At 43.6% G+C, this 17,390-nt stretch carries 21 protein-coding genes; all 21 read right to left on the reverse strand.

The window, feature by feature from the left end; all coding sequences use genetic code 11:
- Window positions 1-60: 60 nt before the first annotated feature.
- Entirely contained in the window at window positions 61-402 is a 342-nt protein-coding gene (rsfS, locus tag NHH16_RS03135) for a ribosome silencing factor (RefSeq protein WP_262068141.1), read from the reverse strand.
- Window positions 402-995, reverse strand: coding sequence for a bis(5'-nucleosyl)-tetraphosphatase (symmetrical) YqeK (yqeK, locus tag NHH16_RS03140; protein WP_262068142.1), 594 nt, complete (start codon window positions 993-995; stop codon window positions 402-404). Before yqeK ends, rsfS begins: the two co-directional genes overlap by 1 nt.
- On the reverse strand, window positions 996-1,607 hold the full coding sequence (gene nadD / locus NHH16_RS03145) for a nicotinate-nucleotide adenylyltransferase (RefSeq protein WP_262068143.1): 612 nt from the start codon (window positions 1,605-1,607) through the stop codon (window positions 996-998).
- Between the two features lie 3 nt (window positions 1,608-1,610).
- Window positions 1,611-1,904: a ribosome assembly RNA-binding protein YhbY gene (yhbY, locus tag NHH16_RS03150; RefSeq protein ID WP_262068144.1), complete on the reverse strand. Its 294-nt coding sequence runs from the start codon at window positions 1,902-1,904 to the stop codon at window positions 1,611-1,613.
- A gap of 19 nt (window positions 1,905-1,923) precedes the next feature.
- A complete protein-coding gene (gene obgE, locus NHH16_RS03155) occupies window positions 1,924-3,204 on the reverse strand; it encodes a GTPase ObgE (RefSeq protein WP_262068145.1) in 1,281 nt (426 codons plus the stop codon).
- 81 nt (window positions 3,205-3,285) lie between these two features.
- Entirely contained in the window at window positions 3,286-3,570 is a 285-nt protein-coding gene (gene rpmA / locus NHH16_RS03160) for a 50S ribosomal protein L27 (protein WP_262068146.1), read from the reverse strand.
- 3 nt (window positions 3,571-3,573) lie between these two features.
- The gene (locus tag NHH16_RS03165; RefSeq protein WP_262068147.1) at window positions 3,574-3,906 is read right to left on the reverse strand and encodes a ribosomal-processing cysteine protease Prp; all 333 of its coding nucleotides are present in this window, start codon (window positions 3,904-3,906) and stop codon (window positions 3,574-3,576) included.
- A 25-nt stretch (window positions 3,907-3,931) separates the two neighbouring features.
- A complete protein-coding gene (gene rplU / locus NHH16_RS03170; protein ID WP_262068148.1) occupies window positions 3,932-4,243 on the reverse strand; it encodes a 50S ribosomal protein L21 in 312 nt (103 codons plus the stop codon).
- 125 nt (window positions 4,244-4,368) lie between these two features.
- Window positions 4,369-5,253, reverse strand: a complete 885-nt coding sequence (locus NHH16_RS03175) for a DMT family transporter (protein ID WP_262068149.1) — start codon at window positions 5,251-5,253, stop codon at window positions 4,369-4,371.
- Window positions 5,237-6,136: a DMT family transporter gene (locus NHH16_RS03180; protein WP_262068150.1), complete on the reverse strand. Its 900-nt coding sequence runs from the start codon at window positions 6,134-6,136 to the stop codon at window positions 5,237-5,239. The genes NHH16_RS03175 and NHH16_RS03180 overlap by 17 nt, the downstream gene beginning before the upstream one ends.
- 4 nt (window positions 6,137-6,140) lie before the next feature.
- Entirely contained in the window at window positions 6,141-6,803 is a 663-nt protein-coding gene (locus NHH16_RS03185) for an amidohydrolase family protein (RefSeq protein ID WP_330643439.1), read from the reverse strand.
- A 181-nt stretch (window positions 6,804-6,984) separates the two neighbouring features.
- A complete protein-coding gene (locus NHH16_RS03190) occupies window positions 6,985-8,304 on the reverse strand; it encodes an aspartate kinase (RefSeq protein ID WP_262068152.1) in 1,320 nt (439 codons plus the stop codon).
- Window positions 8,305-8,378: 74 nt separating this feature from the next.
- Window positions 8,379-8,855: a Cys-tRNA(Pro) deacylase gene (gene ybaK, locus NHH16_RS03195; RefSeq protein WP_262068153.1), complete on the reverse strand. Its 477-nt coding sequence runs from the start codon at window positions 8,853-8,855 to the stop codon at window positions 8,379-8,381.
- A 9-nt stretch (window positions 8,856-8,864) separates the two neighbouring features.
- Entirely contained in the window at window positions 8,865-9,767 is a 903-nt protein-coding gene (locus tag NHH16_RS03200; protein ID WP_262068154.1) for an SPL family radical SAM protein, read from the reverse strand.
- A complete protein-coding gene (locus NHH16_RS03205) occupies window positions 9,742-10,449 on the reverse strand; it encodes a TIGR03936 family radical SAM-associated protein (protein ID WP_262068155.1) in 708 nt (235 codons plus the stop codon). The genes NHH16_RS03200 and NHH16_RS03205 overlap by 26 nt, the downstream gene beginning before the upstream one ends.
- Window positions 10,436-12,328: a TIGR03960 family B12-binding radical SAM protein gene (locus tag NHH16_RS03210; protein ID WP_262068156.1), complete on the reverse strand. Its 1,893-nt coding sequence runs from the start codon at window positions 12,326-12,328 to the stop codon at window positions 10,436-10,438. Before NHH16_RS03210 ends, NHH16_RS03205 begins: the two co-directional genes overlap by 14 nt.
- 9 nt (window positions 12,329-12,337) lie before the next feature.
- The gene (gene hisIE, locus NHH16_RS03215; RefSeq protein WP_262068157.1) at window positions 12,338-13,621 is read right to left on the reverse strand and encodes a bifunctional phosphoribosyl-AMP cyclohydrolase/phosphoribosyl-ATP diphosphatase HisIE; all 1,284 of its coding nucleotides are present in this window, start codon (window positions 13,619-13,621) and stop codon (window positions 12,338-12,340) included.
- Window positions 13,621-14,205 (reverse strand): imidazoleglycerol-phosphate dehydratase HisB, encoded by a 585-nt coding sequence (gene hisB / locus NHH16_RS03220; RefSeq protein WP_262068158.1) that lies wholly within the window; start codon window positions 14,203-14,205, stop codon window positions 13,621-13,623. The genes hisIE and hisB overlap by 1 nt, the downstream gene beginning before the upstream one ends.
- A gap of 2 nt (window positions 14,206-14,207) precedes the next feature.
- The gene (gene hisD / locus NHH16_RS03225) at window positions 14,208-15,509 is read right to left on the reverse strand and encodes a histidinol dehydrogenase (RefSeq protein ID WP_262068159.1); all 1,302 of its coding nucleotides are present in this window, start codon (window positions 15,507-15,509) and stop codon (window positions 14,208-14,210) included.
- Window positions 15,510-16,145 carry an ATP phosphoribosyltransferase gene (gene hisG, locus NHH16_RS03230; RefSeq protein ID WP_262068160.1) on the reverse strand — a complete coding sequence of 212 codons (636 nt, stop codon included), beginning with the start codon at window positions 16,143-16,145 and terminating at the stop codon, window positions 15,510-15,512.
- Between the two features lie 13 nt (window positions 16,146-16,158).
- A complete protein-coding gene (hisZ, locus tag NHH16_RS03235; RefSeq protein ID WP_262068161.1) occupies window positions 16,159-17,376 on the reverse strand; it encodes an ATP phosphoribosyltransferase regulatory subunit in 1,218 nt (405 codons plus the stop codon).
- Window positions 17,377-17,390: the final 14 nt, after the last annotated feature.

The following is a 17,390-nucleotide window of genomic DNA, read 5'->3' on the forward strand; positions in this document are numbered from 1 at the left end:
AAGTAAGGCGGGAACTTTCCGTAAATTGAAAGTTCCCGCCTTTTATGATGCCTTGTATATTTATAATTCTACTCTTTTGCCGTCACTCCAGATTCTGGCAAGGTCGAAGAAATCACGACTTTCTTTGGTGAAAATATGGATAATAATATCGCCATAATCCATTAAAACCCAATCACTGTGATGATTTCCTTCGATTTGCTTAGGGGTATATCCAGCCTTTTCTAAAGCTTCTTCAGCGGCTTCCATTAGAGCGCGATTCTGAGCATCTGAATTACCGTTGGTAATCAGAAAGTAATCCGCCACAATCGAGATGCCGGTGATATCAAGAGCCAGAATGCTCTCGCCCTTCTTATCTTCTAGAGCCTTATAGGCAATTTCTAACATTTTCTTTGATTCATCCATTAATCAATACTCTCCTGTTTCTCTACTTGCTCTCGGTAATAATCCCGAGCAGCAATGGTCATTTTATCGATAGTCTGCTTTTCTGCTTCCAGATAATTAAGGGTGTTTTCCATAATTAAGTATACACATTTATCCAGGTTGTGAAAAGCCAGTTCTCTTATTTCGGTTATCTTCGGTAAGTCTGGTCTTCCAGGCTCGATATAATCGGCTACAAAGATGATTTTCTCTAGAAACGTCATTTCTGGACGTCCCGTGGTATGGTAGGTAATCGCTGCCAGGACATCTTCGTCCGTAATCCCATATTTTTTAGCTGCTAGAAAAGCGCCTAATTTACTATGTAGCAAATCTGGGTACGCCGCTTCTGATGGGCTAATCCCAAGCCCATACTGCTTACACAGACTTAACTTCTCATCGTCGGGAATACATTTGGCACAGTCGTGTAGGATACCGGCAATCCCCGCCGTTTCCGTCTCCATACCATAACTCATAGCTAAAGCTTGAGCGGTTACAGTTACGCGAACGGTATGCAAAAAACGCTTTTTCGTCAATTCTTTTTTTATCTCTGCCGACAAATCATTAAGTTCCCTATTCATCTAAAGACTCCTATACAAAGCTTGGCTTTTAATATAATCATAGACCTTATCCGGTACCAAACCGGTGATTTCGCGCCCTTCTTTTAGCGCTTCCCTGATATCACTTGAAGAAATATCTACCGGCGGAGCAATTAACAGGCTAATATGGGCCTGATATTTATCCTCTAGGTAGCGAATACAAGCCTCCATTTCTGAGCGTGTATCCATTTCATCCCGGTAGGCCGCGAGAAAATTAGCAGCGGCAAAGACCCGTTCCGGGCACTTCCACTTTTCTAGATTTTGTAGTGAATCTGCACCTAGAATAAAGTAAAACTCGTGATAGGGATACTGCTTTTTAAAATGCTCTAGCGTTTGATACGTATAAGAAACGTCTGAGCGGTTGCTTTCGTATTCATTCAGCAAAAAATATGGCTGGTCAGCAATTGCTAAGGCAATCATGGCCACCCGGTCCGCCACCTTAGATTTTATCACGCTAGCATCCTTATGAGGGGGATTGCCATTAGGCAAAAACCAAATCTCATCTAAAGAAAATTGTGCCAAAGCGGCTTTCGCAATATGTAGATGTCCATTATGAATAGGATCGAAAGTACCACCCATAATACCAACTCTCATAAACTACCTCGGTAAATCGATTTTTTTGTTCTTATCTTTACCTTCACGGTAAAGAACGATCTTCTTGCCAATGACCTGAACTACCTGAGAATGGGTGCGCTCAGCGATAACCTGAGCCAATTCTTTAGGATCGTCTAGGCAATTTTTTAAGACGCTTATTTTTATTAATTCCTTCTTAGCGATAACCTCATCGATGGCGGTGACGAATTCTGGTGTCACACTGCTTTTACCAATCTGGAAAACGGGCTCTAATTTCATCGCTAAGCCTTTTAAATACGCTCTTTGTTTCGTTGTCATTTATCTATCCTGCTTTCTTTTACTTGAAATACTCAAACTGAAGACCATACATCTTAACGGTATCACCCTCTTCAATTCCTTTTTCTTCTAATTCATCCAAAATTCCCGAATCCTTTAAGAACCTTTGGAAGAAAGCAAAGCCCTTTTCAGAATCGAGATTTGTGTATCCTAATAGACGATCAATCTTCGGTCCTTCGACCACATAGACATTATCTTCTACTTCAATCGTATAAGGAAGATCCACATTAATCAGCTCCTCTTCGGGGAAGTATTCCTGTGGGAAGATAATCGGTTTCACTTCCATCGTGCTAATCTTATCAGCAACGAAATACAAAAGTTCATGAATCCCTTCACCAGTTACCCCGGAAATAGGAAATACTCGGATTCCTTGAGGCTCAAACTCCGCTTTTAACTTAGCAATGACTTCGTCCTTGTTATCATAAAGTAAGTCGATTTTATTCGCCGCAATTACTTGAGGACGCTGGGCCAACTCTTTGTTGTAGTTAGTAAGCTCCTCATTGATCTTATAGAAGTCCTCAACGGGGTCGCGCCCTTCAATAGAAGAAGCATCGAGGATGTGAATCATCATTCGTGTCCGCTCTACGTGTCGTAAGAAATCGTGCCCTAAGCCGACTCCTTCAGAAGCACCCTCGATTAGTCCCGGAATATCAGCAATGACAAAGCCTTTACCCTCAAGGTCTACTACCCCAAGATTTGGTCGAATAGTGGTAAAATGATAATTGGCGATTTTCGGTTTGGCATTCGTTACTCGAGATAAAAACGTAGATTTTCCTACGTTTGGAAAACCGATAAGTCCCACATCGGCGATGACTTTTAGCTCCAATTTAACTTCCATCTCCTGGCCGGTGCCAGCTGGTTTAGAGAATTTAGGAATCTGCATCGTGGAGGTGGCGAAATGTTGATTTCCGAGGCCGCCACGACCGCCGCGCAAGATAATCTGGCGCGTGTTTTCACCAGACATATCGGCAATCACCTTGTCGCTAGCAGCATCCTTAATCAAGGTGCCTTCGGGAACCTTTAAAATAAGGTCAGCGCCAGCAGCACCACTACAGTTGCGCTTACCGCCTTGCTCTCCGTCCTGGGCTCGAAACTTTCGTTTGTGGCGATAGTCTACAAGGGTATTCAGTCCCTTTTCTACCTCAAAGACTACATCGCCACCGCGACCGCCGTCACCACCATCAGGTCCCCCGTTGGGTACGTATTTCTCCCGGCGAAAACTTACGTGGCCTTCGCCGCCGCTTCCCGATTTTATTATTATTTTTGCTCTATCTGCAAACATATTGTATCCTCTCTTTTTGCAATGAAAGCTGCGCTTCTTTACAAAAAAGCCCCGGAAAAAATCCGGAGCTTCTTAAAAGTCTTATTGTGCTTCTGGGCGGATAGACACTTGTTTCTTGTCTCTTCCTTTTCTTTCAAAACGAACAATGCCATCTACCAAAGCGAATAATGTATCATCGCCACCGCGACCTACATTAACTCCTGGATGGATCTTTGTTCCTCTTTGTCTGTAAAGAATATTTCCAGCTTTAACAAACTGACCGTCTGCTCTTTTCGCACCTAATCTTTTTGATTCAGAATCTCTACCGTTCTTGGTAGAACCTACTCCCTTTTTATGAGCAAAAAATTGAAGGTTAAGTTTCATCATGGTTTACACCTCCTCGTATGTTAATTCAATGTATTTAGAATAGTTCTCATCACGCACCAAGTCATTTAGTCCCAGAAGCATAGTAGAAAAAAGCAAATCAGCTTCCTTACTAGGCGTTCCGGCAAAGCGAAATTCCAACTTGCCTTCGGACTCATCATTGACATAATTGATTTTGTCTTTGGTGAACTTTTCAATGGCATTGATAGTGTTAATAATCAATATCGACGCCGCTGAGCACACAATATCCTTACCACACACGTCGTAACCGGCGTGACCGATAGAATCAAAACCAAGTATCTCTCTCTTTGCATTTCTAAGTACGGTGATACGGATCATCTTATATCCTCTTCTATTCGCTTGACTATTTTACGTTGATCTTGTCAATCTTTACTGCTGTGTACTGTTGTCTATGACCATTCTTTTTGTGATAAGTCTTTTTAGGTTTGTATTTGTAAACGATAACTTTCTTACCTTTTCCGTTTTCAACTACTGTACCTTCAACAGTTGCACCGCTTACTGTAGGATCTCCTACTTTAAGCTTTCTGTTACAAACTCCTAATACTTGATCAAATGTAACAGTTTCTCCAGCTTCTACACCGAGCTTTTCTACTCTGATGATGTCGCCTTCTTCTACTTTGTACTGTTTACCACCTGTTGCAATAATAGCGTACATATGGCACCTCCTAAATAATTACTCGCCGACTATGGTGATTGCTTCGCAATGCTTACTACCTCGTCGTGCGGCATACTGGTATATTTTATCATACAGGAAGAATGACTGTCAACAACAAATGCAATCTAATTCTTTTTGAGAAACCGCGCTTCTAAGAGGATAATAGCCCCAACGACCATCCCGATTCCTAAGATGTTGGTAATATGCAGGTGTTCATTGTATAAAACGACCCCGTAAAGGCTAGCTGCTACCACTTCAAAGGAGGCAATAATGGAGGCCGCAGAGCTTTCCATATAGGTTAGCGCCTTTGAATATAGGATATAAGGCAGGGCCACCGTTAAAATACTCCCGATAATCGCTAGCGGTAGCTTCTCTGGGTGATTACTAATGACCGTAAAAGTCGCGCTAGGTCCGGCAATTAATGAAGAAGTCACCGCCGCTACGATAAACGTATACGTAACAATCGTTAAGGAATCGTATTTTTTAAGCAGGACCTTACCAATTACCGTGTAAAGCGAATAGCAAAACCCAGCTACGAGTCCGATTAAAATCGTGGTCGCTTTTACTTCCATGCCACTGGTAAAGACGCCTACCACAAACATACACCCCACAAAGGACAGGAGTAACGCCAGTGCTTTTATCCAGGTCAGCTTCTCCTTAAAGATAAGAATAGACATTATCAAGACGAAAAAGGGCGCTGTATAAAGGAGAACCACCGCCACAGAAAGGTTCGCTCGGCGGGTCGTCTCCGAATAGGCTATATTATTAAGACACAAAGACACTATCCCTGTCAGTAAGAACCAGGGGAAATCCTTTAATTTGATTTTAAGTTTATTACGGTCAACAATTAAAAGTACAAGGACTAGAAAGACTGCTGAAATCAAAAGTCTAATGGCAGCAATCTGAAAGGTATTCGCTTCCATGGTGCCCACGTAGCGAATAACAATCCCCATCCCACCCCACAATAAGGTAGAACAGATAACCAGTAACGGACTAATTTTCTTTAACATTTCCTCTCTCCTTAGGCTTTAACTGTAGCAAAATCAGCGCGGTTAATACCAAAACAATTCCCAAAATATTTTTTAACTGAAGCCGCTCCCCAAATAATACGGCTCCGTAAAGACTAGCGGCCACCACCTCAAAGGAAGAAATGATGGAAGCTTTGCCAGCCTCCATATACTTTAACGCCAGAGAATAGCATATATAAGGCAGGGCTACCGTTACAAAGCTACCGATTATACATAGCGGAAGCTTCGAAGGTGAGGCCATTAACGTAGTTACTACTGCTGCTGGCTTAGTGAGAACAACGGTTCCGAGAGCCGCAAATAGAATCGCGTAAAAGGCCACGGTCAGTGAATCATAACGCTTAAGAAGCACACTTCCAAGAATGGAATACAAGCCAAACCCAAACCCAGCACACATACCAATCAGAATCGTTAGCACAATCCCTTCCTCTAGGCCCGCCTTGCTAACTCCCACTACGAAGAGACAACCGATAAAAGCTAGGGTTAAAGCGAAAAGCTTTCTAGTGGTAATCTTTTCTTTGAAAAAGATTCTGGCCATAATCGTCACAAAGAAAGGTGAAGTATACAGTAAAATCACGGCCATAGATAGGGAGGCACGCTGAACGGTCTCTGAATAGGCCAGGTTATTAAGGAAAAGGCTTCCAAGACCAATCCCTGCAAACCAGCCTAAGTCTCTAACTTTGATTTTAAGTCTATCGGGATAAAAAAGCAAAAGAATTATAAAGAAAATTATCGCCGAAGATACCACTCTAAGAGCGGCTATTTCCACTGTAGTTAGACCAGTAGTCGCTATATAACGAGTAACAACTCCCGTTGCCGCCCAGAGAAGGGTGGCGGCAATGATAAATAAGGGGGCTACTTTCTTCATTATTCTACACTCCTAATAGTGCTTGGGCATTCCCGGCAAAAATCCGTGCTTTTGTCTCTTCAGATAGCGAAAAGCTTTTTAGGATATCGACAAAGGTTTTTTGTTCAGCCCAAGGTGAATCGGTACCGAAGAGAATTTTATCAGCGCCGTGCTGATGAATTAAAGTCGTAATCTGCTCTTCACTCATTTTATCTAGTATTACCGCCGTATCAAAATAGACATTTCTGCCGACTAATAACTCTAACACCTGCTCCGTCAACTGAAAACCGCCTAGATGAGCGAGGACCAGCTTTTCAGGGGCGACTTCCGTAATTACTTCTTTAAGCATCTCTGGAGTTGCGTGAATATCCTTAGGATTTAAAGGATCAACGCCGGCGTGAGTAACGATGATTAAGTCTTCTATCGTTGCCTGCTCAATAATTCGTTTATAACGCAGGTCATTAATGTAGACACCTTGGTAGTCAGGGTGTATCTTAATGCCCTTTAGTCCGGATTGTCGTATCTGGCGAAGGGTATCCTTATAATTACTATCTTCTGGATGAATACCACCAAAAGAAAGAAGGCCATCGCCAGCAATCGCTACCGCATACTCATTTACCGAAGCCGTTTGGCGAACATCAGTAACTACCGGTAAGACGATACTTAAATCAATCTCTGCTTTTTCCATTGATTCCTGCAGTTCGTTCTTTTTGCCTCTTAGAAAAGCTTTTCCACCATAAACATTTTCTAGGTTTGAAATTGCTCTCTCAGCTATTTTATCAGGGAAAACATGGGTGTGAAAATCAATTATCATAAATTTTTAAAAGAGGGGACTCAATTCGTCCCCCCTTCATTCGCTCCTTTTATCTTTAAATTTGAATCGTAACAAAGATATCGTAGATTGCGCGAATAGCATTTTCAAAATCGTGGTTCCTAACCCCAACGATAATATTGAGCTCACTACTTCCTTGATCAATCATCCGCACGTTCACATTGGCATGAGCTAGGGCAGAGAAGATACGACCGGAGGTTCCTCTTGTAGCCTTCATACCGCGACCAACGATAGCAATTAGAGCAAGGTCTGACTCTAGTTCAATCAAATCTGGTTCTACAGCTCGGTGAATACCAGCGATTACCTTCTGCTCCTTCTCCGCAAACTCGTCTTGGTGAACGAAGATCGTCATCGTGTCGATTCCCGAAGGCATATGTTCAATAGATATGCCGTTATTTTCAAAGACCTCTAAGATTTTACGACAAAAACCAATCTCGTTATTCATCATGGCCTTTTCTACGGTAATGGAAGCAAAGTCCTTCTTACCGGCAATACCGGTGATGGTAAAGCGAGGTTTTCTCGTGGTACCTTCAACAATCAAAGTTCCCTTATCCTCTGGGCAATTGGTATTGCGAATATTGATGGGAATACCTTCCTTGCGAACAGGGAAGATTGCTTCTTCGTGAAGCACGGAAGCGCCCATATAAGAAAGCTCCCGTAACTCTCTGTAAGTAATCACCTCAATCGCTTTGGGATTATTCACTACTCGTGGATCAGATACTAAGAAACCAGAGACATCGGTCCAGTTCTCATACATATCAGCAAAGACTGCTCGCGCCACCAAGGAACCAGTAACATCGGAGCCACCTCGAGAAAAGGTTACTACTTTACCGTCCTCTCTAGCACCGTAAAATCCGGGGATAACGGCGTTCTTCTTGCCTTTTAAACACTCGGCTAGAAGAGTATTCGTCGTCTTTGCATCAAAGCTCTTATCCTCTTTAAAGCGAATCACCTCTGCCGCATCCACGAAATCATAGCCTAAATAATTCGCCATAATGATTCCGTTTAGATACTCACCTCTAGAAGCGGCATAACCCCTACCGGCTTTCTTGCTAAAGTTTTCTTTAATTACTTTAAACTCTTGATCTAGCTTAAGGCTGAGTCCTAGACCGGCAATAATCTCATTGTAACGCTCTTTTATCTGTTCTAGTTGCTTGTCAAAATCATTTTCTACCATCGCTTGACCGTAGCAGCTATAAAGCATGTCGGTAACCTTGGTATCATCAGGAAAGCGTTTCCCTGGGGCTGAAGGAATGACAAAGCGTCTGTCTTCATCCTTTTTAATAATTTTGCCAACTTTTTTAAATTGTTCTGCACTTGCCAGTGAACTGCCACCAAATTTTACAACTTTTATCATGATACCTGCCTCATTCCTCTTATAAATTTTGTTTTTTTATTTTACCCTATGTAGCACGTTAACGCAACAGAGAATTATATTACATCGTCGTACTTTGCTCTCGCAACTCGCAATAGATCATCTGGTCTAAGCTGCATCTGAGTGCCTGGCTTACCGCCACTGACATAAATCAAAGTCTTTGCTTTTGCATCTTCTTGTATAATCGTGGGAAATTGCTTTTTCATGCCTACGGCCGTGGTGCCGCCCCTAATATAGCCGGTAACCTTGGTTAAATCCGCAAGAGGAATCATCTCTAGCGACTTCTCTCCTACCGCTTTTGCCGCCTTTTTAAAGTCGATTTCGGCGTTTGTGGGAATAACGAAGACGTAATATTGTTTTGACTTTCCGACCGTTACTAGCGTTTTATAAACCTCATCTACCGGTTGCCCTAGTAGCTTGGCCACTTCCGTACCGCTGTGAAACTCTTCACACTCATAAGTGACCAGCTCAAAAGGAACCTTTTCCCGTTCTAAAATGCGCATAGCATTTGTTTTCATCTCTTTTTTTGCCATCTTAAGCTCCTAAAATAAACTCAACTGCTGAATCTCATACGGTTTCTGATAACCATCGATAATATCGTTCATGCGATAAACGATATTTTTTTCCTCACATGTTTCCTTAAAGGCCTGCCATAGCTCTTTCGCCCGAGGGGAAACGCACTGATATTTCGTACCGAACTCGGCATGATACTGAGCTCTTAAGCCTCTCTCAGGGAAAAGCGTATCTAATTTATGAAGATAATGCTCCCGCTGATTGCCTCGCAGCGTCATGCCAAAGGCAGGGTAGACGAACTTAGCCCCGCATTCGGCCCCGAGGCGCACCACTTCTCTAATATTCTCCGGCGTATCCTCCAAGTAAGGTAACACCGGCATTAATAAAATCCCACTAAAAATATCGTTATCTGCCAAGGCTCTAATTAAGTCAAACCGTTCAAAAGAAGTGGATGCTCCCGGTTCAATCTGCTTTGAGAGTTCATCGTCTGCCGTAGTAATCGTCACCTTACAGATAACCGGCGCCTCTTCCTTTATCTTCTTTAAGATATCGATATCTCTTTCTAGCAAGCCGCTTTTTGTGGCAATCGCTGCCCCAAAGCCGTACTCGCTGAGGAGCGTAAGGGCGCCTCTTGTAAGTTCCAAGTCTTTTTCTAGAGGATTGTAGGGGTCACTCATGGCTCCTGTTGCCACCACACCCTTCTTTTTTTTCCTTTTAAGCTCTTCCCGAATAATCTTTAACGCATTTCTTTTTACCTGTACTTGATCGAAATTCGTAATCTCATAGCAATCCGAACGGCTATCACAGTAGATACAACCGTGAGAACAGCCCCGATAAATATTCATATTATAGTCCATACCAAACCACGCACCAGGGTTTCCGGCACGGGTGATAATCGTTTTGGCATCAAGATAAGGAACGTTTCCTGTCATCTTTCACATCTCCTAAAGCTCTGAACTCATCTGCTTCTCTATAGTATAAATCTAGACGGTGAAAATGCATAGGTGTATCTACAGCTGCGCCTACATAATCTAGGAACGCTTTTAAAACTAGGTCTGGCTTAAGATTAGCGCTGCTTCCCGCGGCTAAAAGCAGATAAATACCGCCTTCCTCTACTCTCATTTCGAAAATAAAGGGACGAATATTCACTTCCTTTTCGCTGCGTTTCGTCTTTTTGACAATCCGAATCTCGTCCTCTGCCATAAAGGATTGACACTTTTCGCTCCAATCGGCGGGGATTTCCTGAGTCTCTTTAAAGGAAACTAGATAGGAGGCAGCTGCCACAATTGCCATCCCTCCTTGGCGTCTGTCATCGCTAACGGGAACGATATCCTGTACTTCTATTCCTTCCACCATTACCTGGTTCAAATCCGCAATCGTCTGGTGAAAATCAATCTCTTCACTTAGGGCAATATCCATATAGTCTCCGTCGGCCGTCTGTCCTACCGAAAGAGGAAGGGCAAAAGACATAATCATATGGGGGGAATAGCCGCCAGATAGCGCTACGGGCACATTTGCACGGCGCATCGCCTTTTGAAAGTAACGCATCAAATCTAGATGACCGATATAGCGCATTACGCCATTTTTAGAAAATTTTAGCCTAACTTTCAACACAGATCGCCCCCCTTTTCGGAAATGAATCTTCCTCTGCCACTCCCATTTCTTTTGCCATGCCGCAGCCACTGCAGCTTTCTTTACAGTTAAGCGTAACTTTTCCTTCCCTTGCCCGCTCCCATTCGTTCATTAAAAAGCCCTTCGTCACGCCAATATCAATTAAGTCCCAAGGAAAGATTTCATCACTTCCGCGTTCTCGGCGGTTATAAAAGTCAATGGTCAATCCTTGACGGGTGATTTCCTCATCCCAGACCTGATAATCAAAGTGTTCGGTCCATGATTCAAATAGACATCCTCGGCGGTAAACCCCTTCAATTACCTTGCTTAAGCGACGATCGCCACGAGCGAGAACGCCTTCGATAATCGTGGTCTCCGGATCGTGATATTGATAACGGAGACTCTTGCGATTCAGTTGCTGATTAAAGGTTTCTTTAACAAAACGAGCCTTTTCGCGGTACTCTTCGCGAGTCAACATCGGTGCCCACTGAAAGGGGGTAAAGGGTTTGGGGATAAAGAACGAGGAAGAGGCGGTAATCTGACACTTACCTACCCGTTCATCCTTAGGGATTTCGTAATAGCGTCTAGCGATGGCATCGGCTAGTTCGGAAATCGCCTCCATATCTTCTGTGGTCTCCGTCGGTAGTCCTAACATAAAGTAAAGCTTAACCTTCGTCCAGCCGCCGGCAAAAGCCTCACCGGCACCGTTTAGGATATCGTCTCTTGTAAGCCCTTTATTAATCACGTCCCGAAGTCTCTGAGAACCCGCTTCCGGTGCAAAGGTCATACTGCTCTTTTTCACATCTTGGACCTTGCTCATCACATCTAAGGCAAAGGCATCGATTCGTAGAGAGGGCAGGGAAACATTAATTCCTTGATCTTTAAATTCTTCTATTAGAAAAGTCACTAACTCCTTTAATGCATGGTAATCGCTAGAGCTTAAAGAAGACAGGGAAATCTCTTCGTGGCCAGTATTTTTTAGCATTTCTCGGGCGTATTCCTTTAGAACTTCCACATCCTTTTCCCTAGCAGGTCGGTAAATCATCCCAGCTTGGCAAAAGCGACAGCCTCTAATACATCCTCTTTGAATTTCGAGAACCACTCGATCTTGGGTAGCCTTAATAAAAGGCACTACCGGTGCCTTTGGATACGGGAGAGTCGACACATCGCTAGCCATTAAGCGCTTAATGGGAAACTGAGCCGTCTCGGAAAGCTTTACAAACTCCTGAATGGTACCATCCTCGTGGTAAATCACCTGGTAGAGAGACGGTACGTACATCCCTGGCATCTGGGCAACGGCTTCAAGAAAAGCCTTTTTGGAGTAACCCTTACGCTTGTGGTCTTTATATAAGTCCAGAAGTTCATCGTATGAGGTCTCCCCTTCGCCGATATAGAAAAAATCAAAGAAATCAGCAATCGGCTCGGCGTTATATACACAAGGTCCGCCGCCGATTACAAGAGGATAGCTTTCATCCCGGTCTTTAGCACGCAACGGCATGCCTGCTAAATCCAAAATTTGCAAAATATTGGTATAGCACATTTCATACTGAATCGTAATCCCCAAAAAATCAAAATCTATCACCGGATCTTGGGATTCTAACGCAAAGAGAGGGATGTTATCATCCCTCATCTTCTGATCCAAATCAAACCACGGCGAATAGATTCGTTCACACCAAGTATCTTCCCTGGCATTAAACAGATTATATAAAATTTGAATTCCTAGATGAGACATCCCGATTTCGTAAACATCGGGAAAACACATGGCAAAGCGAATATCCACTTTATCTTTATCTTTCATTACGGAATTCACTTCGTTACCGATGTATCTGGCCGGCTTTTCTACCGCCATTAAAACCTCATCACTGAGTGCAGTTTTTCTCATGACATCTCCCTATCTATCGTCTAGTTCGTTAATAACCTCGTCCCATGAAATGCCCTTATCTACCATTAAAACCGTCATATGGTAGAGGAAGTCAGCGATCTCATACTTAATTTCTTCGGTGCTAGGATTCTTTGAGGCAATAATAATTTCTGAAGCTTCTTCCCCAACCTTTTTCAGAATTTTATCAATCCCTTTATCAAATAGGTAATTCGTATATGAGCCTTCTTTCGGGTTTTCCCGGCGATCCACAATTACGTCATACAAGTGTTTGAAAACGTATAGAGGATTGGAAGTCGCCTCAGTCTCTCCCGATATTCGGGTGTAAAAGCAGGTGGGACTGCCTGTGTGGCAAGCGGCTCCCACTTGATCCACCTTGGCTAGAAGAGTATCCTTATCACAGTCGATATCCAGAGACTTTAGGTACTGGGTATGACCACTGGTCTCGCCCTTTACCCACAATTCCTGACGGGAGCGACTGTAATACGTCATTTTTCCCGTTTTAATGGTTTTATAGTAAGCTTCTTCATTCATATAAGCTACCATCAAGACCTCTTGGGTTCGATAGTTCTGAACCACAACAGGGACTAGCCCCTGGTCATCGGTTTTAAATTCCGAGAATTCGATATTCGCCTCAAAGGAGGATACTTCAATCCCCCGCTCTACGCAGATATCTTTTATCTTCGTCAGTTTGGCATCGGCGGCGCTAAAGACGGGGCCGACTACACCGCGAACCTTTTCGTTTTCTAAAAACGAAAGTACTACGTCCATATCTTCTAGCTTTGTAAAGACGACTAGCTCACTTTCACTAACATTGGTCACCGAATTAAGGTCCATCTGGTGAAGAAGGAGAACGTCCTTAGCAAATTCATTAATCAAACGCTGATGTTTAAACATGGTGTCAAAATCGTTAATCGAAACGGCTACTTTTTCTTTCCCAAAACGTGTAGCAGCATCTTCTATCAGCTTATCTGCATTGGGCTTAGCCATATTGACTACCACCCGGTTAGCCCCAGCGTAGAGAACCTTCTTTACGTCTTCTAGGTTGTCGATGCTACCGGCGACAATCATGGGGATAAAGAGATTCTTCTTAATCTTCTTTAGAAAATGAACCGCTTCATCCTTATCGTCTTCATTGTCGGTTAGATTGAAAATGAGCAGTTCATCGGCACCATTTTCGTTATATGTTTTTACGAGTTCGAGGACATTTTCGGCAACTACCGTCTCGTCATCAAACCATTTAACCGCCTTCTTATCTTTCAAAAAAAGGCAGGGAATTATTCGTTTTAAACCCATTACAAGCTTCCTTTCGTCGTCCAGGCTCCGCTTACCCGTTCATCTATTGTCGTTGCCATATCAAGCGCCCGGCCAAAAGCTTTGAATAGCCCTTCAGCCATATGGTGGTTATTTTGCCCTTCCAGCACCTTTAGATGAATATTCATCATGGCACTATAGGATAAGGCGTAGAAAAATTCATTGATCAGCTCTGTCTCAAGACCGCCTAGGCTTTCGACTGTAAATTTGGCATCAAAGCCCAAATACGGCCGTCCGGATAAATCAAGAGCACACAGTACTAACGTTTCATCCATTGGTAGTGTAAAGTGACCAAAGCGCTTTAAGCCAGCCTTATCTTCTACCGCTTCCTTAATCGCCGTCCCTAAGACAATACCTGTATCTTCGGCGGTATGGTGTGAATCCACCTCTAAATCGCCTACAGATTTGAGCTTTAAGTCGAATAGCCCGTGTCTGGCAAACCCGTCTAACATATGATCAAAGAAACCGATACCGGTATAGATTTCTGTCTTCCCTGTTCCGTTTAGATTAAGGGTGCACTGAATATTGGTCTCTTTTGTCTCTCTCGTTATTTCACTTATCTTCATGCTTATTCTTCCTCCTCAAAACGTACCGTCACCGAATTGGCGTGGGCTGACAATTCTTCAGCCATAGCAAATTTCTCAATGTCTTTATACACTTCCCGCAGAGCTTCTTTAGAATACCCGATAATACTAGATTTCTTAATAAAATCATCTACACCAAGGGGTGAGAAAAACTTAGCGGTTCCATTGGTTGGCAACACGTGGTTGGGCCCGGCAAAATAATCTCCTAAGGGTTCGCTGGCGTAGTCACCGATAAAGATAGCACCTGCATGACGAATCTTGGTCATTGTCTCATAGGGACGCTTCGTCATGATTTCCAAATGCTCCGAGGCGATTTCATTGGCAATGTGAATGGCCTGCTCTTCATTTTTCGCCAACAGAATGTAGCCGTAGTTATCGATAGATTTTTGAATGATTTCACGGCGTGGCAAGACCTCTATAAAACGGTCTACTTCTATAGATACAGCCTCTGCTAGCCCTTCGTCTGTCGTAACGAGAATGGCCGAAGCCAGCTCATCATGTTCCGCCTGTGACAATAAATCAGCAGCGATAAAACGCGGATTTGCGCTTTCATCGGCAAGGACTAAAATCTCACTGGGGCCAGCAATCGCATCGATATTGACGTGACCGTAGACTGCCTTTTTAGCAAGAGCCACAAAAATATTACCGGGGCCGACAATCTTGTCCACTTTGGGAATGCTCTCGGTACCATAAGCTAAGGCAGCGATGGCCTGGGCTCCTCCTGCTTTATAAATCACGTCTACTCCGGCTTCTTTCGCAGCGACTAATGTATGAGGTGAAATTTTCCCATCCGGTCCTGGTGGCGTGGTCATTACGATTTCACCTACACCAGCGACTTTCGCCGGTAATACGTTCATCAGTACCGAAGAAGGATAGACGGCCTTACCACCAGGAACGTAGACGCCTACTCGGTCCAGAGGAGTTACCTTTTGTCCTAGCATACTGCCGTTTTCTTTCGTATCAATCCAGCTATTTTGCTTTTGCTTTCCGTGGAAGTCAAGAATATTTTCTTTCGCCTTACGGATAATCGCGATTAGTTCTGGCGAGGTCTGCTCATAAGCTTCGGCAATCTCCGCGTCCTTAACCTGAATGGTACCCGCTTGAATCTGTGCCTTATCAAACTTCTCCGTATAGGCGAATAACGCCTGATCCTTATTCTCTTTTACATCCGCGAGAATTTCTGCCACCACTTGTTCATACTCCCCATAATTATTAGGGCTACGTTTTAAAAGGGCAGCTAATACTTCGCTGATGCTATTGTTATCATCAATCCTTTGTATTCTCATCTATACCACCTGTTTTAGTTTGTTCACCATTTCCTTAATGCGTTCGTTTTCCATCCGCATACTGACAGGGTTTACAATCATTCTCGCCGAAAGATCACAAACCTCTTCAAGAACCCCTAGGCCATTTTCCCGGAGGGTCGAGCCGGTTTCGACGATATCTACGATCACTTCCGAGAGCCCGACGATGGGCGCTAGCTCAATGGAGCCATTTAGCTTAATAATCTCGACCGTCTGGTGTTTTTTATTAAAGAAATAATGCTTCGCAATCTTAGGATACTTTGTGGCCACGCGAATCAGTTCCCGAGAGTTAAGCGCTTCTCTCCCCTTATCGCTTCCACAGACACACATCCGGCATTTTCCGAAACCAAGGTCTAACACCTCATGTACACTTCGTCCTTCTTCTAAGATAGTGTCCTTCCCTACAATACCAATATCGGCAGCTCCGTATTCCACATAAGTAGGAACATCGGGACCCTTTGCCAGAAAGAACCGAAGTTTCAAATTATCATTGGTAAAAATTAGCTTCCGTGAGCTCTTATCCTCGATCTCTTCGCAAGTAATACCGATTTTATTAAATAATGCTAACGTCGAACTAGCTAAGCGGCCCTTCGTCAGGGCAATTGTTAAATACCTCATGGTCTCCCCCTTTTTACGATAACGAATACTCAGTCACGTCTCTATCGTGAGCGATGTAATAAAGCTGGCAAATCTCACTTCTTCGTCCATACTCTTGATAGTCTTCTAGCGACTTGCTCATTTCCTTTTTCATTAGCACCACTCGCTCACCCTTTTCTCTCAGTTCACTGGCTAGGCGAATGCCTTCTTCCTCGCGACCACCAGCGTATAACACAAGGGTCTTCTCAGGCTGTAGAACCGGCGTAATATGCTGCCTAGAAAGAGCGCTTTGGAGTTCATCCACCACGATGGCAAAACCAATGGAAGGCGCTTCTTTGCCAAACTTTTCAATTAACGTGTCATAACGTCCGCCTTTGACAATTGCATCACCTGAACCAAAGGTATAGCCTCTAAAAACTACTCCTGTATAGTAGTTGTAGGCACCACTACTCATGCTTAGATCAAAGGTAACGTATTTTTCCATTCCATAATAACACAGAATATCGTATATTTTTTCCAATCTTTTAATCGCCAAAATCCCCTTGGTACTGGGGGCTACGTCCCGGGCTTTTTCTAGGATTTCATAGCCCCCAACCAGCTCGTCTAACTGCTTAAAAGACGCCTTGGCGCTACGGCTAACGGTTAGTCCCTCTAAAAGCTCGTTGATACCGAAGAAGTTTTGATTCTTAATCAGCTCCTTTAGTTCCTGTTCCTGATCCTCATCAAGACCAGCATCTTCAATTAGGCTTTTTAGAAAATCCACGTTGCTAACGCTAAGCTGAAAGTCCCTTAAGCCGGCCTTTAGAAGACAAGCGGCAACGAGAGCGATCATCTCCGCATCGGCAGCCGCGCTATCATCGCCGATTAGCTCGGCGCCCATCTGAGTGTTCTCTTTTAACCGCCCCTGATAACTGGTGTGATTAATAAACGTATTCCCAGTGTAACATAAACGAATCGGCATCTTTTCATCTGCAAAAATAGTGGCCGCTACCCGCGCAATCGCTGGGGTAAAATCGGGACGAAGTACCAGGGTCTCCCCTTCCCGGTCAAAGAACTTATAGAGCTCTTTCGAAGGAATGGTTCCGATTTCTTTACGAAATACGTCAAAATATTCGAAGGTTGGTGTCTGGATATCGGTATAGCCATAATGCATTAAGGTTTCGTGGAGGCGGTCCTCAAGGGCCAGTTTCTTCCCACATTCCCCATTATAGATATCTCTCACACCTTCCGGAGTATGCAACAGTTGTTTCATAGGTATTTCTCCTT

Source organism: Ohessyouella blattaphilus (genome assembly GCF_024721265.1).
Classification (GTDB): Bacteria; Bacillota; Clostridia; order Lachnospirales; family Lachnospiraceae; genus Aequitasia; species Aequitasia blattaphilus_A.